Below are 22,185 nucleotides of genomic sequence, written 5' to 3' on the forward strand. Positions count from 1 at the left end.
GTGCCGGCGTCGTCAGATCAGTAATGAGGAGGCGGGGGTTCATCGGCGGGGTCGCCGCCCACCCCACCACGCCCGTGAGCCAGTTCCGACAGCACCCTGCGCAGCAGCGACGCGCTGTGCTCGGCTTCGCTGCGCGCCACCGCCAGCGCATCGCTCAGCTCCTGCAGTGCCTGTTCCTGGAACGCGAGCCGCGTTTCCAGTTCGGTGATCCGTGTTTCCAGATCCGTTGTCATGCTCAAGCGATCGCGATGGACCGACCGCGGCCGATGCCCCAATAGGCGAGGCCCGCGGCTTCGACTTCGGCCGGATCGTAAAGATTGCGTCCGTCGAAAATCGCCGCGTCGGCGAGCCGCGTCTTCAGCGCCAGGAAATCGGGACTGCGGAACTGCTTCCATTCCGTCACCACCAGCAGCGCATCGGCGCCGTCCAGCGCCTCGGATCCGCTCTTGCACAGGGCCAGGTCGCTGCGCTCGCCGTAGATGCGCGTGGTCTCGTGCATCGCTTCCGGATCGAAGGCGCGCACCGTTGCGCCGGCGGCCCATAGCTGCTCCAGCAGCCGGCGGCTGGAAGCCTCGCGCATGTCGTCGGTGTTCGGCTTGAATGCCAGGCCCCAGAGCGCGAAGGTCTTGCCTCTCAGGGCCGCCTCGCCGCCGTAGTGCCGGACCATCAGCTCGAACAGGTGGCTCTTCTGCCGATCGTTGACCGCTTCCACCGCGTCGAGCAGTTCGGCGCGGTAGCCGTTCTGCTGCGCGGTGCGCGCCAGCGCCTGCACGTCCTTGGGGAAGCACGAGCCGCCGTAGCCCGCGCCGGGATAGATGAAATGCCAGCCGATGCGCGGATCCGAACCGATGCCATGGCGCACATGCTCGATGTCCGCACCGACCTTCTCGGCGATGTTCGCGATCTCGTTCATGAAACTGATCTTGGTCGCAAGCATTGCATTGGCCGCGTACTTGGTCAGCTCGGCCGAGCGCACGTCCATCACCACGATCCGATCGTGATTGCGGTTGAACGGGGCATACAGGCGCTTGAGCTGCTCGACCGCGCGCGGGCTGTCGGCGCCGATGACGATCCGGTCCGGACGCATGCAGTCTTCGACCGCGGCGCCTTCCTTGAGGAATTCGGGATTGGACACGACGTCGAAACCTACCTGCACGCCGCGCCGTTGCAGGACGCCCGCGATCTGCGCGCGCACCTTGTCCGCGGTCCCCACCGGCACCGTGGATTTGTCGACCACCACCGCATGGCGTTCGAGGTGTTCGCCGATGGTTTGCGCCACCGCGAGTACGTACTGCAGGTCCGCGCTGCCGTCTTCGTCGGGCGGCGTGCCGACTGCGATGAAGATGGTCTCCGCATAGGCGACGGCAGCGGGCGCGTCGGTCGTGAAACGCAATTTGCCCGTGGCATGGTTGGACTTGACCAGCGGTTCCAGCCCAGGCTCATAGATCGGCAGGATCCCGCGGTTGAGGCCGTCCACCTTCGCCTGGTCGATGTCGACGCACACGACATCGTGTCCCACTTCCGCAAGGCAGGTGCCGGTGACCAGACCGACATAGCCGGTGCCGAAGATAGTGACTCGCATCTGCATCTTTCCTCAAAACGAGGCGCCGGACGGAACCGGCGCCGGAACGCACTGGATCTTCCGGATCGCTTACTGCGCCGCCGAAGGCGGCTGCTTGACGATGTCGAGCAGTTCCACTTCGAACGCGAGCGTCGCGTTCGGGCCGAACGGCGCGCCCGGCGGCGGGTTCTCTCCGTAGCCCAGCTTGGACGGAATCCATAGCTTGTACTTGCTGCCAACCGGCATCAGCAGAATGCCCTCGCGCCAGCCCGGGACCACCTGCGCCAACGGAATCATGGCCGGTTCGCCGCGATCGTAGGAGCTGTCGAAGACCTTGCCGTCGAGCTCGGTGCCCTTGTACTGCACGCTCACCACGTCGCTTTCCTTCGGCTTGGCGCCCTTGCCTTCGGTGATGACCTGGTACTGCAGGCCCGAAGCCGTGGTCTTCACCCCCGGCTTCTTCGCATTCTCGGCCAGGAACTTCGTTCCGGCCTCTGCGTTCTTGCGACCCTTGGCCATCATTTCGGCGATCTGCTTGGCGCGCATCTTCTCGCCGAAGGCGATCTCGACCTGGCTGGCCTGCTCCTCGGTCATCAGCAGCTTTTCACCGGCCAGCGAGGACTTGATCGCGCGGGCGATGGTGTCGACGCTGACGTCGTCCTTGAGCGGCTCGAGCTGCTTGGCCATCCGCATGCCGATCATGTAGCTGGCCTGCTCCTTGTCCGTGGGCAGGCCGGCAATCTTGAGCGCCCCGTCGTCCTTTCCGTCGGCAGCCTGTGCCTTGTCGGCGGCGGGCTCGGCCGGCTTGTCGGCCGCCTTGTTGCAGGCCGCCAGGAAGGCGAACGTGGCGAGCGCCAGAATGGCGGTACGCATGCGCAGTGGTGAATTCATCGCGATATTGACTCCGGTTGGCGGCCGCCAGGGCCGCAGAATCGCAGGGTGCAGGCGGGCCGCTGAACGCGGCCCTGCGCAGGGGTGGGCGTTACAGAATGCCCATGAGTTCCACGTCGAACACGAGCACGGCGTTCGGGCCGATCGGACCACCGGGCGATCCCTGTGCACCATAGCCCAGCTCGCCGGGGATCCAGAAACGGTACTTCGCGCCGACGGGCATCAACGCCAGGCCTTCCTGCCAGCCCGCGATCACCCCGCCGAGCGGAAATTCCGCCGGCTGGCCGCGATCGTAGGAACTGTCGAACACGGTGCCGTCCAGCAGCGTGCCGCGATAGTTCACGCGCACGTTGTCGCCGGGCTTGGGCCGTGGGCCGGTGCCCTGGCGCAGCACCATGTACTGCAGACCCGAAGGCGTGGTGAAAACGCCCTTGACGGCCTTGTTCCCGGTCAGGAACGTCGTGCCTTCGGCCTTGTTCTTCTCGCCCAGCGCCGCGGCCTGGGCCTGCAGCTTGCCCTGGATCCGCTGCGAGAACGCCGCACGGGTCGCATTGGCCTCCTCGTCGCCAAGCAGCGGCTTGCCGCCGGCCAAAGTCGAGCGCAGCGCCTGCATGAAGACCGCGAAATCGATCTCGTCGGCGATCGGTGCCAGCGAGCGTCCGACGTCCGCGCCCACCAGCAGGCCGACCTTGTCCTTGGCCGGCGCGGCCACCGGGGTGCCGGGCGCCTGACCGGGCGGCGTCTGTCCGCGCCGCGCGGCAATCGTCTGCATCAGCGCCTGCCCCACCTGACGGGTCTGGGCCTCGTCGAGCAGCGGTTTGCCGCCATCGAACGCGTTGCGCACCGCACGCTCGAACGCCGTCAGGTCGATGTCGCCCTTGACCGGCTCGATCGAACGCCCGACATCCATTCCGACCATGTAGCTCACCTTGTCGCGTTCGCTGGCGAGTTCGGCCTTGTCCCCCGGTCGAGCCGGTGCCGGGCTTTGCGCCGCAGCGCCGAACGCCGCGGCCAGGCCCATCGCGAGCGCAACCAGACCGCGCATGTATGACTTCATCGACAACTCCATAAAGGTGTGGCGCATCGCACGAGGCGACGCGATCAGCTGCGTATTCTCGCGGCTGCAGGTTGCAGCGGCAATCTCCGCCTCAGCGGGCCGGAGCTGGTGCCTGCGGATGTGGCGCCTGCAGCGCAGCTTCGATTGCGGCCACCAGCGCGGGATCGTCCGGCGCGGTCTTGCTGCCGTAGCCGGCGATCAACCGTCCGTCGCGGCCGATCAGATACTTGTGGAAGTTCCACTGCGGCTCCTGTCCGCTGGCCTCGGCGAGATCGCGATACAGCGGCGTGGCCTGTTTGCCCACCACATGCACCTTCTCGAACATCGGGAATTTGACCCCGTAGGTGAGCGTGCAGAACTGCTGGATCTGTTTCTCGTCCTCGAACTCCTGGCTCTTGAAGTCGCCGGACGGGAAACCGAGCACGGCGAATCCCTTGCCACCGTACTTCGCATGCAGCGCCTCGAGACCCTCGAACTGCGGCGTGAAGCCGCATTTGCTCGCGGTATTGACCACCAGCAGCACGTTGCCGGCGTAGGTCTGGCGCAGATTGACCGGCGCTTTCCCCGCGAGCGGCCGGAAATCGTGATCCAGCAACGCCTCGCCAGCCAGGGCGGGCAGCGCCGCCAAGCTCATCAATGCGACGCAAATCATTGATTTAAAATGCATTTCTTCCCGTATCAGTCAACTATAAGGCAAGTATGACTTTAGTTGGGCGGAATTGTTCACCGCCCCGCTTGACTGCCTGTGTTTTGGTGTTATAGTTTAATACAACACCAGTCAAGGAACACGCCATGAACGCCCTGGCCCGTACCCGGCACAAGCTTCACAACAGCCTCATGGGCTTGTTGGCTGTCGCCACCGTCACGGCGTTCGGCCTGATGGCCGTCCGTCCCCTGCCCTCCGCTCCGGCTGGTGTAGTCCGGACCCAAGTGGAGGCGACCACGGCCACCGTGCCCGGGACCGAGGTGGCGGTCCAGGCAACCGGGGATGCCCTCGAAATCACGGTGGAGTCGGCGGTCAAGGACCTCGAAGCCGGCGCCGCCGCCGAACCGCGCAAACCGCTCAAGCCAACCCGCCGCAGCCGCCAGACCCTGGCGATGCCCTATTTCTCGTTCGCAGCGCGGAGCTGACCTCATGACCGCGATCCAATGGAGCGATGGCGCTCCGATCTACCGCCAGCTGAAGGAGCGCGTCATCGCGATGATGCTCGATGGCGTGCTCAAGCCCGGCGACGCCCTGCCGTCCGTGCGCCAGGTGGCCGCCGAATATCAGCTCAATCCGATCACCGTCTCGCGCGCCTATCAGGAGCTCGCGGACGAAGCACTCGTCGAAAAACGTAGGGGACTGGGGATGTACGTAACCGATGAAGCATCGAAGAAGCTGCTCGGCAACGAGCGCGAACGCTTCCTGCGCGAGGAATGGCCGCTGGTGCTCGAGCGCATCTCGCGCCTGGGCCTGAGCCCGGCCGAACTTCTGGATCCGAACAGCAAGTGGAGCACGAAATGAGCATGCCCATGAACGGCGGCGCCATCGTCACCGCCAGCGGCCTGCGCAAGGCCTACAAGAACAAGCTTGCACTGGATTCGACCCGGTTCACCATCCAGCCCGGGCGCATCGTCGGCCTGATCGGCCCCAACGGCGCGGGCAAGACCACAGCGCTCAAGGCGATCCTCGGCCTGATCCCGTTCGAGGGCGAACTCAACGTCCTCGGCCGCGATCCGCGGACCCAGCGCGACGAGCTGATGAACGATGTCTGCTTCATCGCCGACGTGGCGGTGCTGCCGCGCTGGATCCGGGTGCGTGAGGCGATCGAGTTCGTCGCAGGGGTGCATCCGCGCTTCGACCACGCCCGCTGCGACCGCTTCCTGGCCAATACCCAGCTCAAGCCGCAGATGCGCGTACGCGAACTGTCCAAGGGCATGATCGTGCAGCTGCATCTTGCCCTGGTGATGGCGATCGACGCCAAGCTGCTGGTGCTGGACGAACCGACCCTGGGACTGGACATCCTCTACCGCAAGCAGTTCTACCAGCGTTTGCTGGAGGACTATTTCGACGACCAGAAGACCATTCTCATCACCACCCACCAGGTGGAAGAGGTCGAGCACATCCTCACCGATGTGATGTTCATCCGCGACGGCAAGGTAGTGCTGGATGCGCCGATGGAAGTGGTCGGCGAGCGCTTCACCGAGGTCCTGGTGGAGGGCGCCCATCTGGATGCCGCGCGCGCGCTCAAGCCGATCGACGAGCGCGCCCTGCCCTTCGGCAAGACCGTGATGCTGTTCGACGGCCCGCCACAGTCGCAGCTCTCCGCCTACGGCGAAACCCGCACACCCGGCCTGGCCGACCTGTTCGTCGCCACGATGAAGGGAACCTACGCATGAACGCCACGATCCGAAACGAAATGGGCGCGGCCGACGGCATGCCCGATGACGGCGCGCCGCGGGCGACCTTCGCACCCGCACACCGCACCCACGTGTTCAAGCGCCTGCTGCAACGCGAGTTCTGGGAGCACAAGGGCGGCTTCTTCTGGGCGCCGCTGGTGGCCGGAGGCATCTTCCTGCTGCTGGCGCTGATGGGTATCGCCGTGGGGGAGGTGGCCAAAAGCCGGATTCCCGACCACGCCGAGGTCAATCTCGACGGCGGCAGCTTCCAGATCGCCGGCCTCGACCTGGGGCAGATGACGGACAAGATGTCGCCCAAGGACCTGGCCGAACTGGGCAAAGGCCTGGATCTCGCGCTGTTCATGGCCACGAGCTGGCCCCTGATCGTGCTCGCCTTCGTGGTGTTCTTCTACTGCCTGGGCGCGCTCTATGACGATCGCAAGGATCGCAGCGTGCTGTTCTGGAAATCGCTGCCAGTGTCCGACCGCGACACCGTGCTGTCCAAGGTGGCGAGTGCCGCGGTGGTCGCGCCGCTGCTGGCGATCGTCGCCGGGCTGATCACGATGTTCGGTTTCCTGGTGGTCTTGAGCGGCGTGGTCCTGGTGCACGGCGGCAATCCGGTCACGCTGGTGTGGGGACCGGCCAGCCCGCTCAAGCTCGCTGCGCAGCTGGCCGCCACCCTACCCGTGTATGCGGTCTGGGCGCTGCCGACGATCGGCTGGCTGCTGCTGTGCTCGGCCTGGGCCCGCAGCAAGCCATTCCTGTGGGCGGTGATGATCCCGCTGTTCGCGAGCATCTTCGTCTCCTGGTTCGACCTGATGCGATTGTTCAACCTGGACACGGGCTGGTTCTGGAAGCACGTGTTCGGCCGCCTGCTGTTCAGCGTGGTCCCCGGCAGCGACCTGTTCTACCGCGGCGACACCTTGGAGTTCTCTAACGATGGCATGGAAAACATCGACCAGATGCTGTCGGTGCAGACCGCGTACGCCGCCTTCCTGCGACCGGAAATCTGGGTGGGCGTGGCCGCCGCCGCGGTCATGATCTTCGCCGCCATCCGCCTGCGCCGCTGGCGCGACGAGGGGTGAGGGAGCGCGACCAGCGGATGCCGTGAATGGCGTCTGCTGCGCCCGGCCAGGGACGGTTGGGCCGGATCCGAAACGAATGTGGCTCGCCATGGATGACAGCGAAGAGCCGTGGAAGTGGCGACCTTCAAACGACCGGACACCCATCAATTGAACAGGGAAGACAGAACCGAAATGATGCGATCAGTCCTCCAGACGATACTCGCCGCGATCGCGCTCACGGCAGCCTCCACGGCCCTTGCTGCGGAGGCCGCTCCCGATGCCGAATTCCTGTTCGTCGGCAGCTATCACATGGGCAACCCGGGCCAGGACGTGCACAACATGCAGGCCGACGACGTGACCTCGGAACGGCGGCAGGGCGAAATCCGCGAGGTGGCCCGCATGCTCGAAGCCTACAAACCGACCAAGGTAATGGTCGAGGTGGACACCGCGAAGCAAGGCGAGCTGCAGCAGCGATTCGACCAGTCATGCGGCGGATCTCGCGCGCTGACCCGCAACGAAGTCGAGCAGCTGGGGTTCCGGATCGCCTGCGACATGCGGCTGGCGGGTGTTGTCGCCGTCGACTGGAATGACCTGGGGCCGATCAGGGACGAAGACAGCATCAACTATCTCAAGGCGGTCGAACGGCACGGACAGCAGCAGACGTACCAGGAACATCTCGCCATCGGCGCGGCGACCAATGCCCAGGACCAGCGGACGCTGGAACAGGGGACCGTGCTGGACATGCTTGAGCGCCTGAACTCGCCGACCTGGCTTGAAGCCAACGGCCGCGCCTATTACCGGATCGGGATGCTCGGCACGCCGCAGGACCCGATCGGCGCCAACTGGGTGCAGCTCTGGTACGGCCGCAACCTGATGATCTTCAACAACATCGCACGCCGGACCGAGCCGGGCGACCGCATCCTGGTCATCTACGGTGCCGGACACGGAAACCACCTGCGCCAACTGGCCGCGGATTCTGGCGTCTACCGGGTCCACGACCCATTGGCCTGGCTTTCCGGCGATCCTGCAGACAGCACAACGCACACCAGCTCACGGAGCCTGCCATGAAAGCATTCGCCATCGTCGCCTTCGCCGCCGCCCTGCCCCTGCTCGGCGCCTGCGACGAACGCAGCAGCACGCCACCACCGGCACCCTCGGCCAATGCGGCGAAGCCGGTACCCGAAACGGTGATCGGCCGCAGCGTGGAAAAGGCCATGGACAAGGCGCGCGCCAAGCTGGCGACCGAGAACATCAGCCTTACCGACTTCCATGTCTCCGGCCACCACAATGGCATCACCGTCACCACCGACGAGGATCCGAACGACGGCCGCCCCAAAGCGGAGATCACGCCGCAGGGCGACCTGCTGATCGATGGCCGCAGGATCGAGGCGAATGCGCAACAGCACGCCTTGCTGCTGGAGTACCGCAAGCAGATAGAAGCTGTCGCCGGGGCCGGCATGGATATTGGCGTCCAGGGCGCCGAACTCGGCGTCAAGGCCGCGACCGAGGCGATCAAGGGGATCTTCAGCGGCAATCCGGAAGACGTGGAACAGCGGGTCGAGGCCGAGGCGGAGCAGATCAAACTGTCCGCGAGGAAGCTGTGCGACCAGCTGCCGGCGATGCTCGAGACCCAGACCGCGCTGGCGGCGGAGATGCCGGAATTCAGGCCGTACGCGACCATGGATCAGGACGACATCGACGACTGCTACGACGACGAAGACACCAACATCGCGCAGGCGCGCACACAGGTCCAGCGCCAGACCCGCGAGGAAATCCGCACCCGCATACGCGAGTCGATCCAGGCCGCTGCCCAGGGGTCCGGCGCGGTCAGGGACGATACCGGGATGGATGCAGCCGCCGAAGCCGAGGAAGCGTCCATCGAGAACGAAACCCGGCAGTAACCGCGACGAACCGATCCCGCAAGCCGTCGAGCGCCGCCAGTTCTACCCCGCGCCGCCCGCCGGTTTGCCGTGAATGCCGCCGCGGGTCAATGCGGCCGGATCGAGCAGCTTGCGCAGTTCCGCTGCAGTCAGGCCGCTGTCCTCGAGCGCCACGTCGAAAACCGGGCGCGCTTCCTTGTAGGCACGCTTGGCGATGGCCGCAGCCTTCTCGTAACCGATCACCGGATTGAGCGCCGTCACCAGGATCGGATTTCGATCGAGCGCGGCCAGCACTACGTCGTTGCGCAATCGCAGGCCTGCGATCGCCGAGTCCGCCAGCAGGCGCATCACGTTCGACAGCAGGCCGATCGAATCCAGCAGGTTGGCGGCGATCAGCGGTAGCATCACGTTGAGCTGGAAATTTCCGCTCTGGCCGGCGATGGAGATGGCCTGGTGGTGGCCCATGACCTGGGCACAGACCATGCAGGTCGCCTCGGGAATGACCGGATTGACCTTGCCCGGCATGATCGAGCTGCCGGGCTGCAACGCCGGCAGCTCGATCTCGCCCAGACCTGCCAGCGGCCCTGAGTTCATCCAGCGCAGGTCGTTCGCGATCTTCATCAACGCCACTGCGAGCGCGTTCAACTGCCCCGACAGTTCGACCAGATCATCCTGCGCGGCCAGGCCCTCGAACTTGTCGGCGGCGGACTCGAACCGGGTTTTGGTCAGGGTGGTGAGCGCTTTCGACATCGCATTTCCGAATCGCCGGTCGGCATTGATGCCGGTGCCGATGGCAGTCCCGCCGATCGGCAGCCTCCGCACACGCTTGAGGGTGTCGGACAGCCGGGCGTCCGCCGAGGCCAGTTGCGACGACCACGCACCCAGCTCCTGCGCAAAGGTCAGCGGCATCGCGTCCATCAGATGAGTGCGGCCGGTCTTGACCGCGCGGGTGAATCCACGGGCGCGACCGTCGATGGTCCTGCGCAGGTGCCGCAGCGCAGGCGCCAGATCCTCGAGCACGCCCAATTGCGCCGATACCCGGATCGCGGTGGGCACCACGTCGTTGGAACTCTGGCCCATGTTGACGTGATCGTTGGGATGCACGCCCTTGCCCGCGCGCGACGCCAGCGCTGCGATCACCTCGTTGGCGTTCATGTTGCTCGAGGTGCCGGAGCCGGTCTGGTAGATGTCGATCGGGAACTGCGCGTCGTGGCGGCCTTCGGCCACTTCCAGGGCAGCGGCGCGGATGGACGCGGCGCGGCCTTTCGGCAGATGGCCGAGCTGCGCGTTGACCTGTGCCGCCGCGGCCTTGACCAGGCCCAGCGCCCGGATGAAGCCGCGCGGCATCGGGCGCCCGGAAATCGGGAAGTTCTGCACCGCACGCTGGGTCTGCGCGCCCCACAGCGCGTCGCCGGGCACGCGCAGTTCGCCCATGCTGTCGTGCTCGACCCTGTCGTCGGGAATTCGGGACGAGCTGGCCTGGGAAGACCGGGCCTTGGAAGATCGGGGCTTGCGCTGCGCCATCGATACGCTTCCTGGAGGACGACCACGCCAGCATACGCCGGTAGAATTGCCGCTTCCGCCTCGCAATCCCTGCCATGCCCGCCGATATCGAAACCCAACTGCTCGCCCTGTCCCCGCTCGACGGCCGTTATGCGGGCAAGGTCGACGCGCTGCGTCCGATCTTCTCCGAGTACGGGCTGATCGCCGCGCGCGTACGCGTGGAGATCGAATGGCTGCTGGCGCTGGCGGAAGAGGCCGGAATCGCCGAGCTCGCGCCGCTCACCGGTGCGCAGGCAGCGCGGCTGCGCGAGTTGGCCGGGACCTTCTCGGTCGCCGACGCGGCGCGCGTGAAGGCGATCGAGCGCACCACCAACCATGACGTCAAGGCGGTCGAATACTTCATCAAGGAACGCCTGGCCGACGATGCCGAACTCGGCCCGTCGCTGGAATTCGTGCATTTCGCCTGCACCAGCGAGGACATCAACAACCTCAGCTACGCGCTGATGCTGGCGCGGGCGCGCGCGGACGTGCTGCTGCCCGCGATCGACGGCCTGGTCGCGAAACTGCGCGAGATGGCGCATGCGCACGCGGATCTGCCGATGCTGGCCCGCACCCATGGTCAGACGGCCTCGCCGACCACCGTCGGCAAGGAGCTGGCGAACGTCGTCGCGCGCCTGGCACGACAGCGCGAGGTGCTGGCCAGGCTGCCGATGCCGGGCAAGATCAACGGCGCTGTCGGCAACTACAACGCACACGTCGCCGCTTATCCGGAAATCGACTGGCCGGCATTTTCACGGCGATTTGTCGAATCGCTGGGCCTGTCCTGGCAGCCGTACACCACCCAGATCGAACCGCACGACGGCATCGCCGAGACCTGCGACGCGATGAAACGCATCTCCACGATCTGCATCGACCTGTGCCGCGACGTCTGGGGCTACATTTCGCTCGGCTATTTCAGGCAGGCGGTCAAGGCCGGCGAAGTCGGCAGCTCGACCATGCCGCACAAGGTCAACCCGATAGATTTCGAGAACGCGGAAGGCAATTTCGGCGTCGGCAATGCGCTGTTCGAACATTTCGCCGCCAAGCTGCCGGTCAGCCGCTGGCAGCGCGATCTCACCGACTCCACCGTGTTGCGCGCGCTCGGCACCGCGTTCGGCCATGCGCTGATCGGCTTCGATGCATTGATGCGCGGCCTGGACAAGCTCAGCGTCAACCCCGAGCGCCTGGCCGCCGACCTCGACGCCAGCTGGGAAGTGCTGGCCGAGGCGGTGCAGACGGTGATGCGCCGTTATGGCCTGCCCAGCCCGTACGAGCAGCTCAAGGCCCTGACCCGCGGGCAAGGCATCGACGAGGCATCGATGCGCGCGTTCATCGGCTCGCTGGATCTGCCGGCCGATGCGAAACAGCGCCTGCTCGACATGACGCCAGGCAGCTACACCGGCCTGGCCGGGCGGCTGGCGGGCGGCATCTGAGCACGCCATGCAGCTGCTGCTCAACATCGACGTACCCGACATCGCCACGGCGGAAACGTTCTACTGCGCCGCCTTCGCGCTGACGGTGGGCCGCCGCTTCGGCGACGATGCGGTCGAACTGCTCGGCGGCACCGCGCCGGTCTACCTGCTGCACAAGCCCGCCGGTTCGACCGGTGCCGCGGACGCACAGCGCGACTACGCCCGCCACTGGACGCCGGTGCACGGCGACGTGGTGGTCGAAGACCTGGACGACGCCCTCGCCCGCGCGATCGCCGCGGGCGCGCTGCAGGAAGGCGCCACCCGCGAAGCAGGCTGGGGGCGCATCGTGCAACTGGCGGATCCGTTCGGCCACGGCTGGTGTCTGATCGAATTCAGCGACGTCGGTTACGACGCCATCGCGACATGAGCAGACGCTCCGCCAGCGTGGGGCCGCGTGCGGGAAAAACGGTCGGGTCGGCGGATCGGGAAGGCCCATCGCACGCCTCCCGCGTCGACGTGCCGATCGAAGTCCAGGGATCCCATGCATCGCCGCTCGGCATGCCAGCGGCGGATTTCCTGCGCGAGTACTGGCAGAAGCGACCGTTGCTGATCCGCAACGCTTTCCCGGGCTTTGAATCCCCGCTCTCCCCGGAAGACCTGGCAGGGCTGGCCTGCGAGGACGGCGTGCTGGCGCGGATCGTGGCCCACGAGCCCGAACACGACAAATGGATGCTGCGACACGGGCCGTTCCCGGAGGAAATGTTCCCGGCCATGCCGCACCACGACTGGACCCTGCTGGTGCAGGACGTGGACAAATGGGATGCCGACGTGCGCGCCTTGCTCGACCGCTTCGACTTCCTGCCGCGCTGGCGCATCGACGACGTCATGATCAGCTTCGCCGCACCGGGCGGATCGGTGGGGGCCCATGTCGACCAGTACGACGTGTTCCTGCTGCAGGGCCTGGGGCATCGCCGTTGGCAGATCGACAACCGTGCAGCAACGACTGGAATCGCACCGCCGGTGCATTTCCGCCTCGACGTGGAGCTCAGGCTGCTGCAGCGCTTTACCCCCGACCACGAATGGGTGCTCGGCCCGGGCGACATGCTGTACCTGCCGCCTGGCGTGCCGCATCACGGCGTGGCCGAGGACGCCTGCCTCACCTATTCCATCGGCATGCGGGCGCCGAGCGCGGCGGAATTGCTGGGCGATTTCGTGGACACGTTGGCCGGCGAGGCCGACGAGGCGCAGCGCTATCGCGATCCTGACCTCGCGCCGCCAAAGGACACGAACGAGATCGATGCCGCGGCGATGGAGCGCGCGATCGAAGCCCTGAATGTGTTGCGCATGAACGACCCCGAGCGCCTGGGCGACTGGTTCGGCCGGTTCATCACCCTCTACCGGAGCGCAGGCGAGGCCGCGCCGCCGCAGGAGACGCGTTCGCGCATCGAAATCGAATGGGACCTGCAGCAAGGGGCCGTCCTGCATCGGCACCCATGGACGCGGATGGCCTGGCGACGCAGCGGCAAGCAGGCGCGCCTGTACGCCGCCGGACAGGACTTCGCGCTGCCGGTGCGCGACGCGCAGCGGATCGCCGCTGCCGATTCACTGGACCGCGACACGTACACCGCGCTGTCGGATGCCGGCTGCGACGTGGTCCAGGCGCTGCTGGGCGAAGGCCACTACGCCCTGGTGCTGCCCGAGGCCGACTGAGCACCGATTGGACCTGTAGCTGCGCCTCCCCGGACGCAACCGGATTTGATCCACTTGTCGCGCCTGAGAGGCGCTCCTACAGTGGGGGCATGCGCGATTTCAGCGTCGAAGCCGTGGACTACGCGAGCGCGGGCCCCGACCTGCATGCGGTACGCGAGGCGGTGTTCGTGCGCGAACAGGCGGTGCCTCCCGAACTCGAACGCGATCGCGCCGATCCCGCCTGCCTGCACGTCCTGGCCCGCGATGTCGAGGGCATCCCGATCGGCGCCGCCCGCCTGGTCCCGCCGTTCGTCGCGGTGGGCAGCGGCGATGAAGCCGATGCCGAAGCCATGACAGCATCGCTGGATCCGGCGCCGCGGATCGGTCGCATGGCGGTACTCGCGGCGTGGCGAGGCCGTGGTGTCGGCGAGGCCATGCTCGAGGCGCTGACCGGACTCGCGCGCGAACGCGGCTGGCTCGAGCTCAGCCTCAACGCGCAGGCGTCGGCGATCACGTTCTACAGCCGCCTTGGATACCTGCCGGTGGGCGCGCGTTTCATGGAAGCCGGGATCGAACACCAGCCAATGCGCCGCAAGCTGGACGGCGCCAGCGCCATCGCAACCCGCGACGCGGCGGTGGCCATCGTCACAGCCCTGGCCCATCGGGCGCACCGGCGGCTATGCATCTACACCCGGGCCCTGGATCCCGGGCTGTTCGACGCGATCGAGGTGGTCGGGGCCTTGCGCAGCCTTGCAACGCGCGGCGGTGGGATCGAAGTGCGGATCCTGCTGCAGGACGCCGCCACGCCCCAGCGCGCGCATGCACCCCTGCTCGGCCTGGCCCAGCGCCTGTCCAGCGTGGTGCTGCTGCGCGAGGTGGACGATCCCGTCGACCGCGCGTACGCCTCGGCCTTCGTCGCCAACGATGGCGGCGGCTACTACTTCCGCGGCCTTGGCCACCGCTTCGACGGCGAGGCCGATCTGGATGCGCCCGGCCGTGCGCGTCAGCTGCGCGAGGAATTCGGCCGTGTCTGGGAGCGTGCACGTCCCTGTTCCGAACTGCGCGCGCTGGGCCTGTAGCCGCTCGCCCATCGATCTGCAGGCCGACCGGGCGCCCGGACTTGCGCCAGCGCCACGACGGCCGCACGTACATCACAACAATGATGCGCTGCGACAAGGCCTCCGGGTATAATTTCGAACCTTGCGCGTCGTCGTTTGCGCGACCGCAATAATCCCGTCGAATCAACTACTTGCATTCGACCGCCTCCCCGCCGCACGCCGACCAAGCCGCAAAGTGGACAACCTCCTGCAGCAGTTCTCCCAATCCTCGCAACTCGGCGCCAACGCCGCCTACATCGAGGACCTGTACGAGCAGTACCTGGTCAATCCCGACAGCGTCGGGCCGAAATGGAAGAGCTATTTCGACGGTTTCAAGGGTCGTGAGGCGGGCGACGTACCGCATTCGGCGGTCATCGACGCCGTGGCCGCCGCCGGTCGTGCCGCGACGAAGGGCGCTGGCATCGCAGCCGTCCAGACGGGACCCGGCGACGAGCGCGAGCGTGGTGTCGGCAAGCTGATCACCGCCTACCGTTCGCGCGGACACCTGGCTGCGAAGCTCGACCCGCTCGGGATGCTGGCCGAATCCGAGGCGCCCGACCTGGCGCTGGGTTTTCACCGGCTGTCCGAAGGCGACCTGGACGGCGAGTTCAGCACCGGGGGCGTGGCCGGACGCGAGCGGATGAAGCTGCGCGACCTGCTCGCCCTGCTCAAGGCCACCTACACCGGCTCGATCGGCGCCGAGTTCATGCACATTTCCGACGCCGAACAGCGGCGCTGGATGTACGAGCGGCTCGAAGCCGCCGGCGGGGATTTCGCGCGTACGGACGAGGACAGGCGACGGATCCTCGAACGCCTGACCGCGGCCGAGGGCCTGGAGCGCTACCTGCACACCAAGTACGTCGGCCAGAAGCGCTTCTCGCTGGAAGGCGGCGACGCCCTGATCCCGCTGCTCGACAATCTGGTACGCCGCGCCGGCAGCGACGGGGTCAAGGACATCGTGATCGGCATGGCCCACCGCGGCCGCCTCAACGTGCTGATCAATACCCTGGGCAAGTCGCCGCGCAAGCTGTTCGACGAGTTCGAGGGCAAGTTCGAGCACAGCAACGACGATCGCGCGCATACCGGCGATGTGAAGTACCACATGGGCTTCTCCGCCGACGTCCAGACCCCGGGCGGCCCGGTCCATCTCGCGCTCGCCTTCAACCCCTCGCATCTGGAAATCGTCGACCCGGTCGTCGCGGGCAGCGTGCGCTCGCGCCAGCAGCGCCGCGGCGACAAGGCGCGCAGGCTGGTGCTGCCGGTGCTGCTGCACGGCGACGCCGCCTTCGCCGGCCAGGGCGTGGTGATGGAACTGTTCCAGATGTCACAGGCGCGCGGCTTCGCGGTCGGCGGCACCGTACACATCGTGATCAACAACCAAGTTGGCTTCACCACCAGCGACCGCCAGGACGCGCGCAGCACCCTGTACTGCACCGACGTGGCCAAGATGGTCGGCGCGCCGGTGCTGCACGTGAACGGCGACGACCCAGAGGCGGTGGTGTTCTGCGCCGAACTGGCCTTCGACTTCCGCCAGCGCTTCGGCAAGGACGTGGTGATCGACCTGGTCTGCTATCGCCGCCACGGCCATAACGAGGCCGACGAACCGGCCGCGACCCAGCCGCTGATGTACCAGACCATCCGCGCGCACAAGACCCCGCGCGAGCTCTACGCCGACCGGCTGGCCGCTGCGAATACGCTGAAGGACGGGGAAGCGCAGGCCGTGGTTGACGGCTACCGCGACAAGCTCGATGCGGGCGAAGTCACCACCGAAGTCGCCACGGTCAAGCCCGACGAGTTCACCATCGACTGGTCGAAGTACCTGTCGGGCAAGCTCTCCGATCCGGTCGATACCCGGGTCGCTCGCGGCAAGCTCGATGCCCTGGCCAATGCGATCAACACCATTCCGGCCGAAATTGTGCTGCATCCGCGCGTGGCCAAGATCTACGACGACCGCCGCAAGATGGCGGCCGGCGAGCTGCCGGGCGACTGGGGCTTCGCCGAGAACCTGGCCTACGCCACCCTGCTCGACGAAGGCGGCAAGCTGCGCCTGGTCGGCCAGGACAGCGGCCGTGGCACCTTCTTCCACCGCCATGCGGTCCTGCACGACCAGAAGACCGACCGGTATTACCTGCCGCTGCGCGAACTGGTGAAGAACCCAGAGGACGCGACGATCATCGATTCGCTGCTCAGCGAAGAGGCGGTGATGGCGTTCGAATACGGCTTCTCCACCGCTGATCCGTCCACGCTCGACATCTGGGAAGCGCAGTTCGGCGATTTCGCCAATGGCGCGCAGGTGGTGATCGACCAGTTCATCAGCTCGGGCGAAGCCAAGTGGAACCGCCTATGCGGCCTGGTGCTGCTGTTGCCGCACGGCTACGAAGGCCAGGGCCCCGAACACAGTTCCGCCCGGCTGGAGCGCTTCCTGCAGCTGTGCGCGCTGGAGAACATGCTGGTTTGCGTGCCGACCACACCGGCGCAGGCCTTCCACATGATCCGCCGGCAGATGCGCATGGCCACCCGCAAGCCGCTGGTGGTCATGACGCCCAAATCGCTGCTGCGCCACAAGCTGGCCGTGTCCTCGCTGGACGAGCTGGCCAACGGCAGCTTCCAGCTGCTGATTCCCGATGCCAGCGCCGACGCCAAGACGGTCAAGCGCGTGGTGCTGTGTTCCGGCAAGGTCTATTACGACCTGCTGGAAGAAGCGCAGAAGCGCCAGCTCAAGGACGTTGCGATCCTGCGCGTGGAACAGCTGTATCCGTTCCCGCGCAAGGAACTCGCGGCCGAACTCGGGCGCTACGCCAAAGCGACCGACGTGGTCTGGTGCCAGGAAGAGCCGCAGAACCAGGGCGCCTGGTACCAGATCCAGCACCATCTGCAGGCCTGTCTGCAGTCGAAGCAGGCGCTGCACTACAGCGGCCGTGCGCGTTCGCCGGCGCCGGCTGTCGGCCATTTCAGCGACCACGTCGCCGAGCAGCAGCAGCTGGTCGCCGACGCGCTGGTCAATCCGCTCAACGGCAAGCAGTTCGTCGCCGAATAAGCCTTCGCCCAATTCCGCATCCCCCGAATCGATCTTCCAGGACGCCCCCATGGCCACCGAAATCAAAGTCCCCGTCCTCCCCGAGTCGGTTTCCGACGCCACCATCGCCGCCTGGCACAAGCAGGTCGGCGACGCGGTCAAGCGCGACGAAAACCTGGTGGACCTGGAAACCGACAAGGTCGTGCTGGAAGTGCCTTCGACGGTCGACGGCGTGCTCAAGGAAATCAAGTTCGAGGCCGGCGCCACCGTCACCAGCCAACAGGTCATCGCGGTGATCGAGGAAGGCGCGACCGCCGCTGCGGATGCGTCGAAGTCCGAGGCGCCCAAGGCCGATGCCGCCGCCAAGGCCGAACAGGGTCCCGCCGCGGGCGCGCAGGAAGTGCAGGCCAAGCCGACAGCCGCCAAGGCGGAGGCCGCCGCCCCTGCTTCGACCAGGCCCGCGCCGGCCGCCGCCAGCGATCTGCCGCCGGGCGCCAAGTTCACCGCGACCAAGGAGGGCGTCGACCCGGCCCAGGTCGAGGGCACCGGCCGCCGCGGCGCGGTGACCAAGGAAGACATCGTCAACTACGCCAGCGGCAAAACCGCCGGTGTCGGCGGTGGTGCCCGTCCGGAAGAACGCGTGCCGATGACCCGGATCCGCAAGCGCATCGCCGAGCGCCTGATGCAGTCGAAGAACTCGATCGCCATGCTGACCTCGTTCAACGAGGTCAACCTGGGCAAGGTCATGGCCATGCGCAAGGAGCTGGGCGAGCAGTTCGAGAAGGACAATGGCGTCAAGCTCGGCTTCATGAGCTTCTTCGCCAAAGCCGCCGCCAACGCCTTGCAGAAGTACCCGGTGGTCAACGCCTCGGTCGACGGCGAGGACATCATCTACCACGGCTACGCCGACATCAGCATCGCGGTCAGCACCGACAAGGGGCTGGTGACGCCGGTGCTGCGCAACGTCGAGCGCATGGGCTTCGCCGAGATCGAGAAGGCGATCGGCGCCTACGCCAAGGCCGCGCGCGAGGGCGGGCTCAAGCTCGAGGACCTGCAGGGCGGCACCTTTACCATCACCAACGGCGGCACCTTCGGCTCGCTGATGTCGACCCCGATCGTGAATCCGCCGCAGAGCGCGATCCTGGGCATGCACGCGATCAAGGAACGCGCCATCGTCGAAGGCGGGGCAGTGGTCGCCGCGCCGATGATGTACATCGCCCTGTCGTACGACCATCGCATCATCGACGGCAAGGATGCGGTGCTGTTCCTGGTGGACATCAAGAACCAGCTCGAGAACCCGAGCCGGATGCTGCTGGGGATGTGAATCCCTGAGCCCTTCTCCCACCGGGAGAGGGGTTGGGGTGAGGGTACGGCGAAGCGACGCATCCTCAAGATCCCTGCTTCATTCGTCGGCTCGAAATCGTCGCTTCGCCGAACCCTAATCCGGCGCTACGCGCCACCTTCTCCCGGAGGGAGAAGGAAACAGCAGGAAACCGCGCAATGAGCGAGCAACAGCAATTCGACGTCATCGTCATCGGCGCCGGCCCGGCCGGCTACCACGCCGCGATCCGCGCCGCGCAGCTGGGCATGAAGACCGCCTGCATCGACGCCGCGCTGGGTAAGGACGGCAAGCCGGCGCTCGGCGGCACCTGCCTGCGCGTCGGCTGCATCCCGTCCAAAGCGCTGCTCGATTCCTCGCGCCAGTTCTGGAACCTCGGCCACATCTTCGGCGAGCACGGCATTACGACCAAGGACGCGAAGATCGACGTCGGCACCATGATCGGCCGCAAGGACAAGATCGTGAAGCAGTTCACCGGCGGCATCGCGATGCTGTTCAAGGCGAACAAGGTGACGGCGTTCTACGGTTATGGCGTGCTGCAACCGGGCAACATCGTCAAGGTGAAGCAACACGACGGCAGCGAGGTCGAGCTCAAGGGCACGAATGTCGTGCTGGCCGCCGGTTCGGACTCGATCGAACTGCCTTTTGCAAAGTTTGGCGAGCACATCGTCGACAATGTCGGTGCGCTCGATTTCACCGAGGTGCCCAAGCGCCTGGGCGTGATCGGCGCGGGGGTGATCGGACTGGAGCTGGGCAGCGTCTGGAACCGCCTCGGATCGCAGGTCACCGTGCTTGAAGCCCTGCCCGACTTCCTGGCCACCGCCGACAAGGAAGCGGCGAAGACCGCGGCCCGGGAATTCAAGAAGCAAGGCCTGGACATCCGGCTCGGCGCCAAGGTCAGCAAGGCCGAGGTCGTGCCTGTCAAGGGCGCGAAGAAGGGCAAGGCCGAGGAAGTGCACGTCACCTATAGCGATGGCTCCGGCGAGCAGACCATCGTGGTCGACAAGCTGCTGGTCGCGGTCGGTCGTCGCGCCGCGTCAAAGGGCCTGCTCGCCGACGGCGTCGGCGTGAAGCTCGACCAGCGCGGCGTGATCGAAGTCGACGAGCACTGCCACACCGGCGTCGATGGCGTCTGGGCGGTGGGCGACTGCGTGCGCGGCCCGATGCTGGCGCACAAGGGCTTCGAGGAAGGGATCATGGTCGCCGAGCTGATCGCCGGCCTGCCCGGCCATGTCAATTACGACACCATCCCCTGGGTGATCTACACCGAGCCGGAGATCGCCTGGGTCGGCAAGACCGAGGAGCAGCTCAAGGCCGACGGCATCCCGTACAAGGCCGGCAGCTTCCCGTTCGCCGCGGTCGGCCGTGCCGTGGCGATGGCCGAGCCGGCCGGCTTCGTGAAGGTCCTGGCGCACGCGGAAACTGACCGCGTCCTCGGCATGCACCTGGTCGGCGCCAACGTTTCCGAGCTGGTGCACGAAGGTGTACTGACGATGGAGTTCAGCGGCGCGGCCGACGATCTGGCCCGCATCGTGCATGCGCACCCGAGCCTGTCCGAGGCCGTGCACGATGCCGCGATGGCGGTGGACAAGCGCGCGATCCACAAGGCGAACTGAGGTTCGCCTTGCCCCCATGATTCGCTGTGCGAATCATGGGCTCCGAAACGTACATTCCATACCCGCCCTTTCGTGCATTCGGCGCGAACCGCCCCTGACTCAGGGGCTAGGCCAGGCACCGAACGAACGATCCGCGTCGTCGTAGAGCGCATTTATTTTTCGCCCGGGGAGTTCACAGATGGACAGCTCAAATCCCATCCGTAACGTCTCCGACACGGCGCTGTGGGTCGCGATCTATCGCGCGATGGAGAGCGAACGCGCCGACGCGATCTTCCACGACCCGTACGCCCGACGTCTGGGCGGCGAACGCGGCCAGGCCATCGTCGATGCGATGCCCAGGGGCGCGGCCATGAGCTGGCCGATGGTGGTGCGCACCGCCGTGATGGACGAGATCGTCACACGCTGCATCGGCCAGGGCGCGGCGACGGTGTTGAACCTGGCGGCAGGCCTGGATGCCCGCCCCTATCGCCTGGAACTGCCGGAAAGCCTGCGTTGGCTGCACGTCGACCTGCCGGACATGGTCGACTACTTCCGGACACAGATGGCGGGTGAGCAACCGCGCTGCGAATTGGAGTTCATCGCCGCCGACATGCGCGATGCCCAGGCCCGCCGTGAAGTCTTCGCGCACGCCGCCAGCCGGGGTCCTGTCCTGGTGCTCACCGAAGGTCTGCTGATCTACCTAGAAGCTAAGGATGTCGCAGCGCTCGCCCGCGATCTGCACCAGATCGCCCGGGCCCGCTGGTGGCTGTCCGACCTCGCCTCGCCGATGCTGCTCAAGTTCCTGGAACGCTCCTGGTCGCCGAAGCTGCGCGAAGGCCGCGCGCCCTTCCGCTTCGGCCCGGCCGAGGGTACTGCCTTCTTCGCACCGTATGGCTGGCGGGAAGCGGAATTCCGCTCCAGCTGGGACGAGGCGCTGCGCCTCGACCGGACAATGCCGCGAATCTGGCTGTGGAAACTCCTCGACCGCCTGCAACCCAAAGCCAGGCGCGCGGCGATGCGCCGCATGTCCGGCATCGTGCTTCTGGAAGCCACGTGATGCCCCTACGCTCGATCTGTGTCTACTGCGGCTCCAACACCGGGGCAAGGCCGGCCTACGCCGAACGTGCGATGGCCCTGGGCGACCGGATCGCAAAGCAGGGCCTGAGCCTGGTCTACGGCGGCGGCAACGTCGGCCTGATGGGCGTAGTGGCCGATGCGGTACTGCAGGCCGGCGGCGAAGTCATCGGCGTGATCCCGAAGCAGCTGGTCGACTGGGAAGTCGCGCATCGCGGCGTCACCCGGCTGGAGGTCGTCGGCTCGATGCACGAACGCAAGGCGCGCATGTTCGACCTGTCGGATGCCTTCGTCGCACTGCCCGGCGGCTTCGGTACGCTGGACGAGATGTTCGAGATGCTGACCTGGCGCCAGCTCGGCCTGGGCGACAAGCCCTGCGCCTTCCTCGATGTCGACGGCTACTACGAGCCGCTGATCGCGATGCTGGACCACATGGTCGCCGAACGCTTCCTGCATGCCGAGCAGCGGCGCGACCTGTGGCACGGCGAGGACATCGATGCGTTGTTCGCCTGGATGCGCGCCTACACGCCCGCGCAAGCGGACAAATGGCTGGACGAGAAGCGGCGCAAGGAATTGCGCTGAGCCG

Annotated in this window: 21 protein-coding genes; 15 read left to right on the forward strand and 6 right to left on the reverse strand. The window is 66.5% G+C overall.

What is annotated here, in order from left to right:
* Window positions 1-17: 17 nt before the first annotated feature.
* The 5 genes from MC375_RS14280 to MC375_RS14300 form a co-directional block, all read right to left on the reverse strand.
* On the reverse strand, window positions 18-233 hold the full coding sequence (locus tag MC375_RS14280) for a SlyX family protein (protein WP_242104075.1): 216 nt from the start codon (window positions 231-233) through the stop codon (window positions 18-20).
* A gap of 2 nt (window positions 234-235) precedes the next feature.
* Window positions 236-1,582: a UDP-glucose/GDP-mannose dehydrogenase family protein gene (locus MC375_RS14285; protein ID WP_242104076.1), complete on the reverse strand. Its 1,347-nt coding sequence runs from the start codon at window positions 1,580-1,582 to the stop codon at window positions 236-238.
* Between the two features lie 69 nt (window positions 1,583-1,651).
* The gene (locus tag MC375_RS14290; RefSeq protein WP_242104077.1) at window positions 1,652-2,452 is read right to left on the reverse strand and encodes an FKBP-type peptidyl-prolyl cis-trans isomerase; all 801 of its coding nucleotides are present in this window, start codon (window positions 2,450-2,452) and stop codon (window positions 1,652-1,654) included.
* A 91-nt stretch (window positions 2,453-2,543) separates the two neighbouring features.
* Window positions 2,544-3,509, reverse strand: coding sequence for an FKBP-type peptidyl-prolyl cis-trans isomerase (locus MC375_RS14295; RefSeq protein WP_242104078.1), 966 nt, complete (start codon window positions 3,507-3,509; stop codon window positions 2,544-2,546).
* Between the two features lie 91 nt (window positions 3,510-3,600).
* A complete protein-coding gene (locus tag MC375_RS14300; RefSeq protein ID WP_242104079.1) occupies window positions 3,601-4,143 on the reverse strand; it encodes a glutathione peroxidase in 543 nt (180 codons plus the stop codon).
* A 158-nt stretch (window positions 4,144-4,301) separates the two neighbouring features.
* Here MC375_RS14300 and MC375_RS14305 point away from each other — a divergent pair, with 158 nt between their 5' ends.
* The 6 genes from MC375_RS14305 (at window position 4,302) to MC375_RS14330 (ending at window position 8,856) form a co-directional block, all read left to right on the forward strand.
* Window positions 4,302-4,640, forward strand: coding sequence for a hypothetical protein (locus MC375_RS14305; RefSeq protein ID WP_242104080.1), 339 nt, complete (start codon window positions 4,302-4,304; stop codon window positions 4,638-4,640).
* A gap of 4 nt (window positions 4,641-4,644) precedes the next feature.
* Window positions 4,645-5,016: a GntR family transcriptional regulator gene (locus tag MC375_RS14310; RefSeq protein ID WP_242104081.1), complete on the forward strand. Its 372-nt coding sequence runs from the start codon at window positions 4,645-4,647 to the stop codon at window positions 5,014-5,016.
* Between the two features lie 8 nt (window positions 5,017-5,024).
* The gene (locus MC375_RS14315) at window positions 5,025-5,891 is read left to right on the forward strand and encodes an ABC transporter ATP-binding protein (protein ID WP_242104173.1); all 867 of its coding nucleotides are present in this window, start codon (window positions 5,025-5,027) and stop codon (window positions 5,889-5,891) included.
* Window positions 5,888-6,976, forward strand: coding sequence for an ABC-2 transporter permease (locus MC375_RS14320; protein ID WP_242104082.1), 1,089 nt, complete (start codon window positions 5,888-5,890; stop codon window positions 6,974-6,976). Before MC375_RS14315 ends, MC375_RS14320 begins: the two co-directional genes overlap by 4 nt.
* A gap of 174 nt (window positions 6,977-7,150) precedes the next feature.
* Window positions 7,151-8,023 carry a DUF5694 domain-containing protein gene (locus MC375_RS14325; RefSeq protein WP_242104083.1) on the forward strand — a complete coding sequence of 291 codons (873 nt, stop codon included), beginning with the start codon at window positions 7,151-7,153 and terminating at the stop codon, window positions 8,021-8,023.
* Window positions 8,020-8,856, forward strand: coding sequence for a YggN family protein (locus MC375_RS14330; RefSeq protein WP_242104084.1), 837 nt, complete (start codon window positions 8,020-8,022; stop codon window positions 8,854-8,856). The genes MC375_RS14325 and MC375_RS14330 overlap by 4 nt, the downstream gene beginning before the upstream one ends.
* A gap of 42 nt (window positions 8,857-8,898) precedes the next feature.
* On the opposite strand, the gene MC375_RS14335 is transcribed toward MC375_RS14330, so the two are convergent.
* Window positions 8,899-10,269, reverse strand: coding sequence for a class II fumarate hydratase (locus MC375_RS14335; RefSeq protein ID WP_242104174.1), 1,371 nt, complete (start codon window positions 10,267-10,269; stop codon window positions 8,899-8,901).
* A 164-nt stretch (window positions 10,270-10,433) separates the two neighbouring features.
* Between MC375_RS14335 and purB the strand changes: the two genes are divergently transcribed.
* The 9 genes from purB (at window position 10,434) to MC375_RS14380 (ending at window position 22,181) form a co-directional block, all read left to right on the forward strand.
* A complete protein-coding gene (gene purB, locus MC375_RS14340) occupies window positions 10,434-11,810 on the forward strand; it encodes an adenylosuccinate lyase (RefSeq protein ID WP_242104085.1) in 1,377 nt (458 codons plus the stop codon).
* Window positions 11,811-11,817: 7 nt separating this feature from the next.
* On the forward strand, window positions 11,818-12,216 hold the full coding sequence (locus MC375_RS14345; protein WP_242104086.1) for a VOC family protein: 399 nt from the start codon (window positions 11,818-11,820) through the stop codon (window positions 12,214-12,216).
* A gap of 131 nt (window positions 12,217-12,347) precedes the next feature.
* Window positions 12,348-13,499 (forward strand): cupin domain-containing protein, encoded by a 1,152-nt coding sequence (locus tag MC375_RS14350; protein ID WP_345779293.1) that lies wholly within the window; start codon window positions 12,348-12,350, stop codon window positions 13,497-13,499.
* Between the two features lie 89 nt (window positions 13,500-13,588).
* Window positions 13,589-14,557, forward strand: a complete 969-nt coding sequence (locus tag MC375_RS14355) for a GNAT family N-acetyltransferase (protein WP_242104087.1) — start codon at window positions 13,589-13,591, stop codon at window positions 14,555-14,557.
* 214 nt (window positions 14,558-14,771) lie between these two features.
* The gene (locus MC375_RS14360) at window positions 14,772-17,612 is read left to right on the forward strand and encodes a 2-oxoglutarate dehydrogenase E1 component (protein WP_242104088.1); all 2,841 of its coding nucleotides are present in this window, start codon (window positions 14,772-14,774) and stop codon (window positions 17,610-17,612) included.
* A gap of 49 nt (window positions 17,613-17,661) precedes the next feature.
* Window positions 17,662-18,915, forward strand: a complete 1,254-nt coding sequence (gene sucB / locus MC375_RS14365; protein WP_242104089.1) for a dihydrolipoyllysine-residue succinyltransferase — start codon at window positions 17,662-17,664, stop codon at window positions 18,913-18,915.
* A gap of 176 nt (window positions 18,916-19,091) precedes the next feature.
* Complete coding sequence (lpdA, locus tag MC375_RS14370; protein ID WP_242104090.1) at window positions 19,092-20,546, forward strand: dihydrolipoyl dehydrogenase; 1,455 nt, start codon at window positions 19,092-19,094, stop codon at window positions 20,544-20,546.
* Between the two features lie 178 nt (window positions 20,547-20,724).
* Window positions 20,725-21,582, forward strand: a complete 858-nt coding sequence (locus MC375_RS14375) for an SAM-dependent methyltransferase (protein WP_242104091.1) — start codon at window positions 20,725-20,727, stop codon at window positions 21,580-21,582.
* Entirely contained in the window at window positions 21,582-22,181 is a 600-nt protein-coding gene (locus MC375_RS14380; protein ID WP_242104092.1) for a TIGR00730 family Rossman fold protein, read from the forward strand. The genes MC375_RS14375 and MC375_RS14380 overlap by 1 nt, the downstream gene beginning before the upstream one ends.
* Window positions 22,182-22,185: the final 4 nt, after the last annotated feature.

This window comes from Lysobacter sp. M2-1 (assembly GCF_022662495.1).
Taxonomy (GTDB): Bacteria; Pseudomonadota; Gammaproteobacteria; order Xanthomonadales; family Xanthomonadaceae; genus JAKPBU01.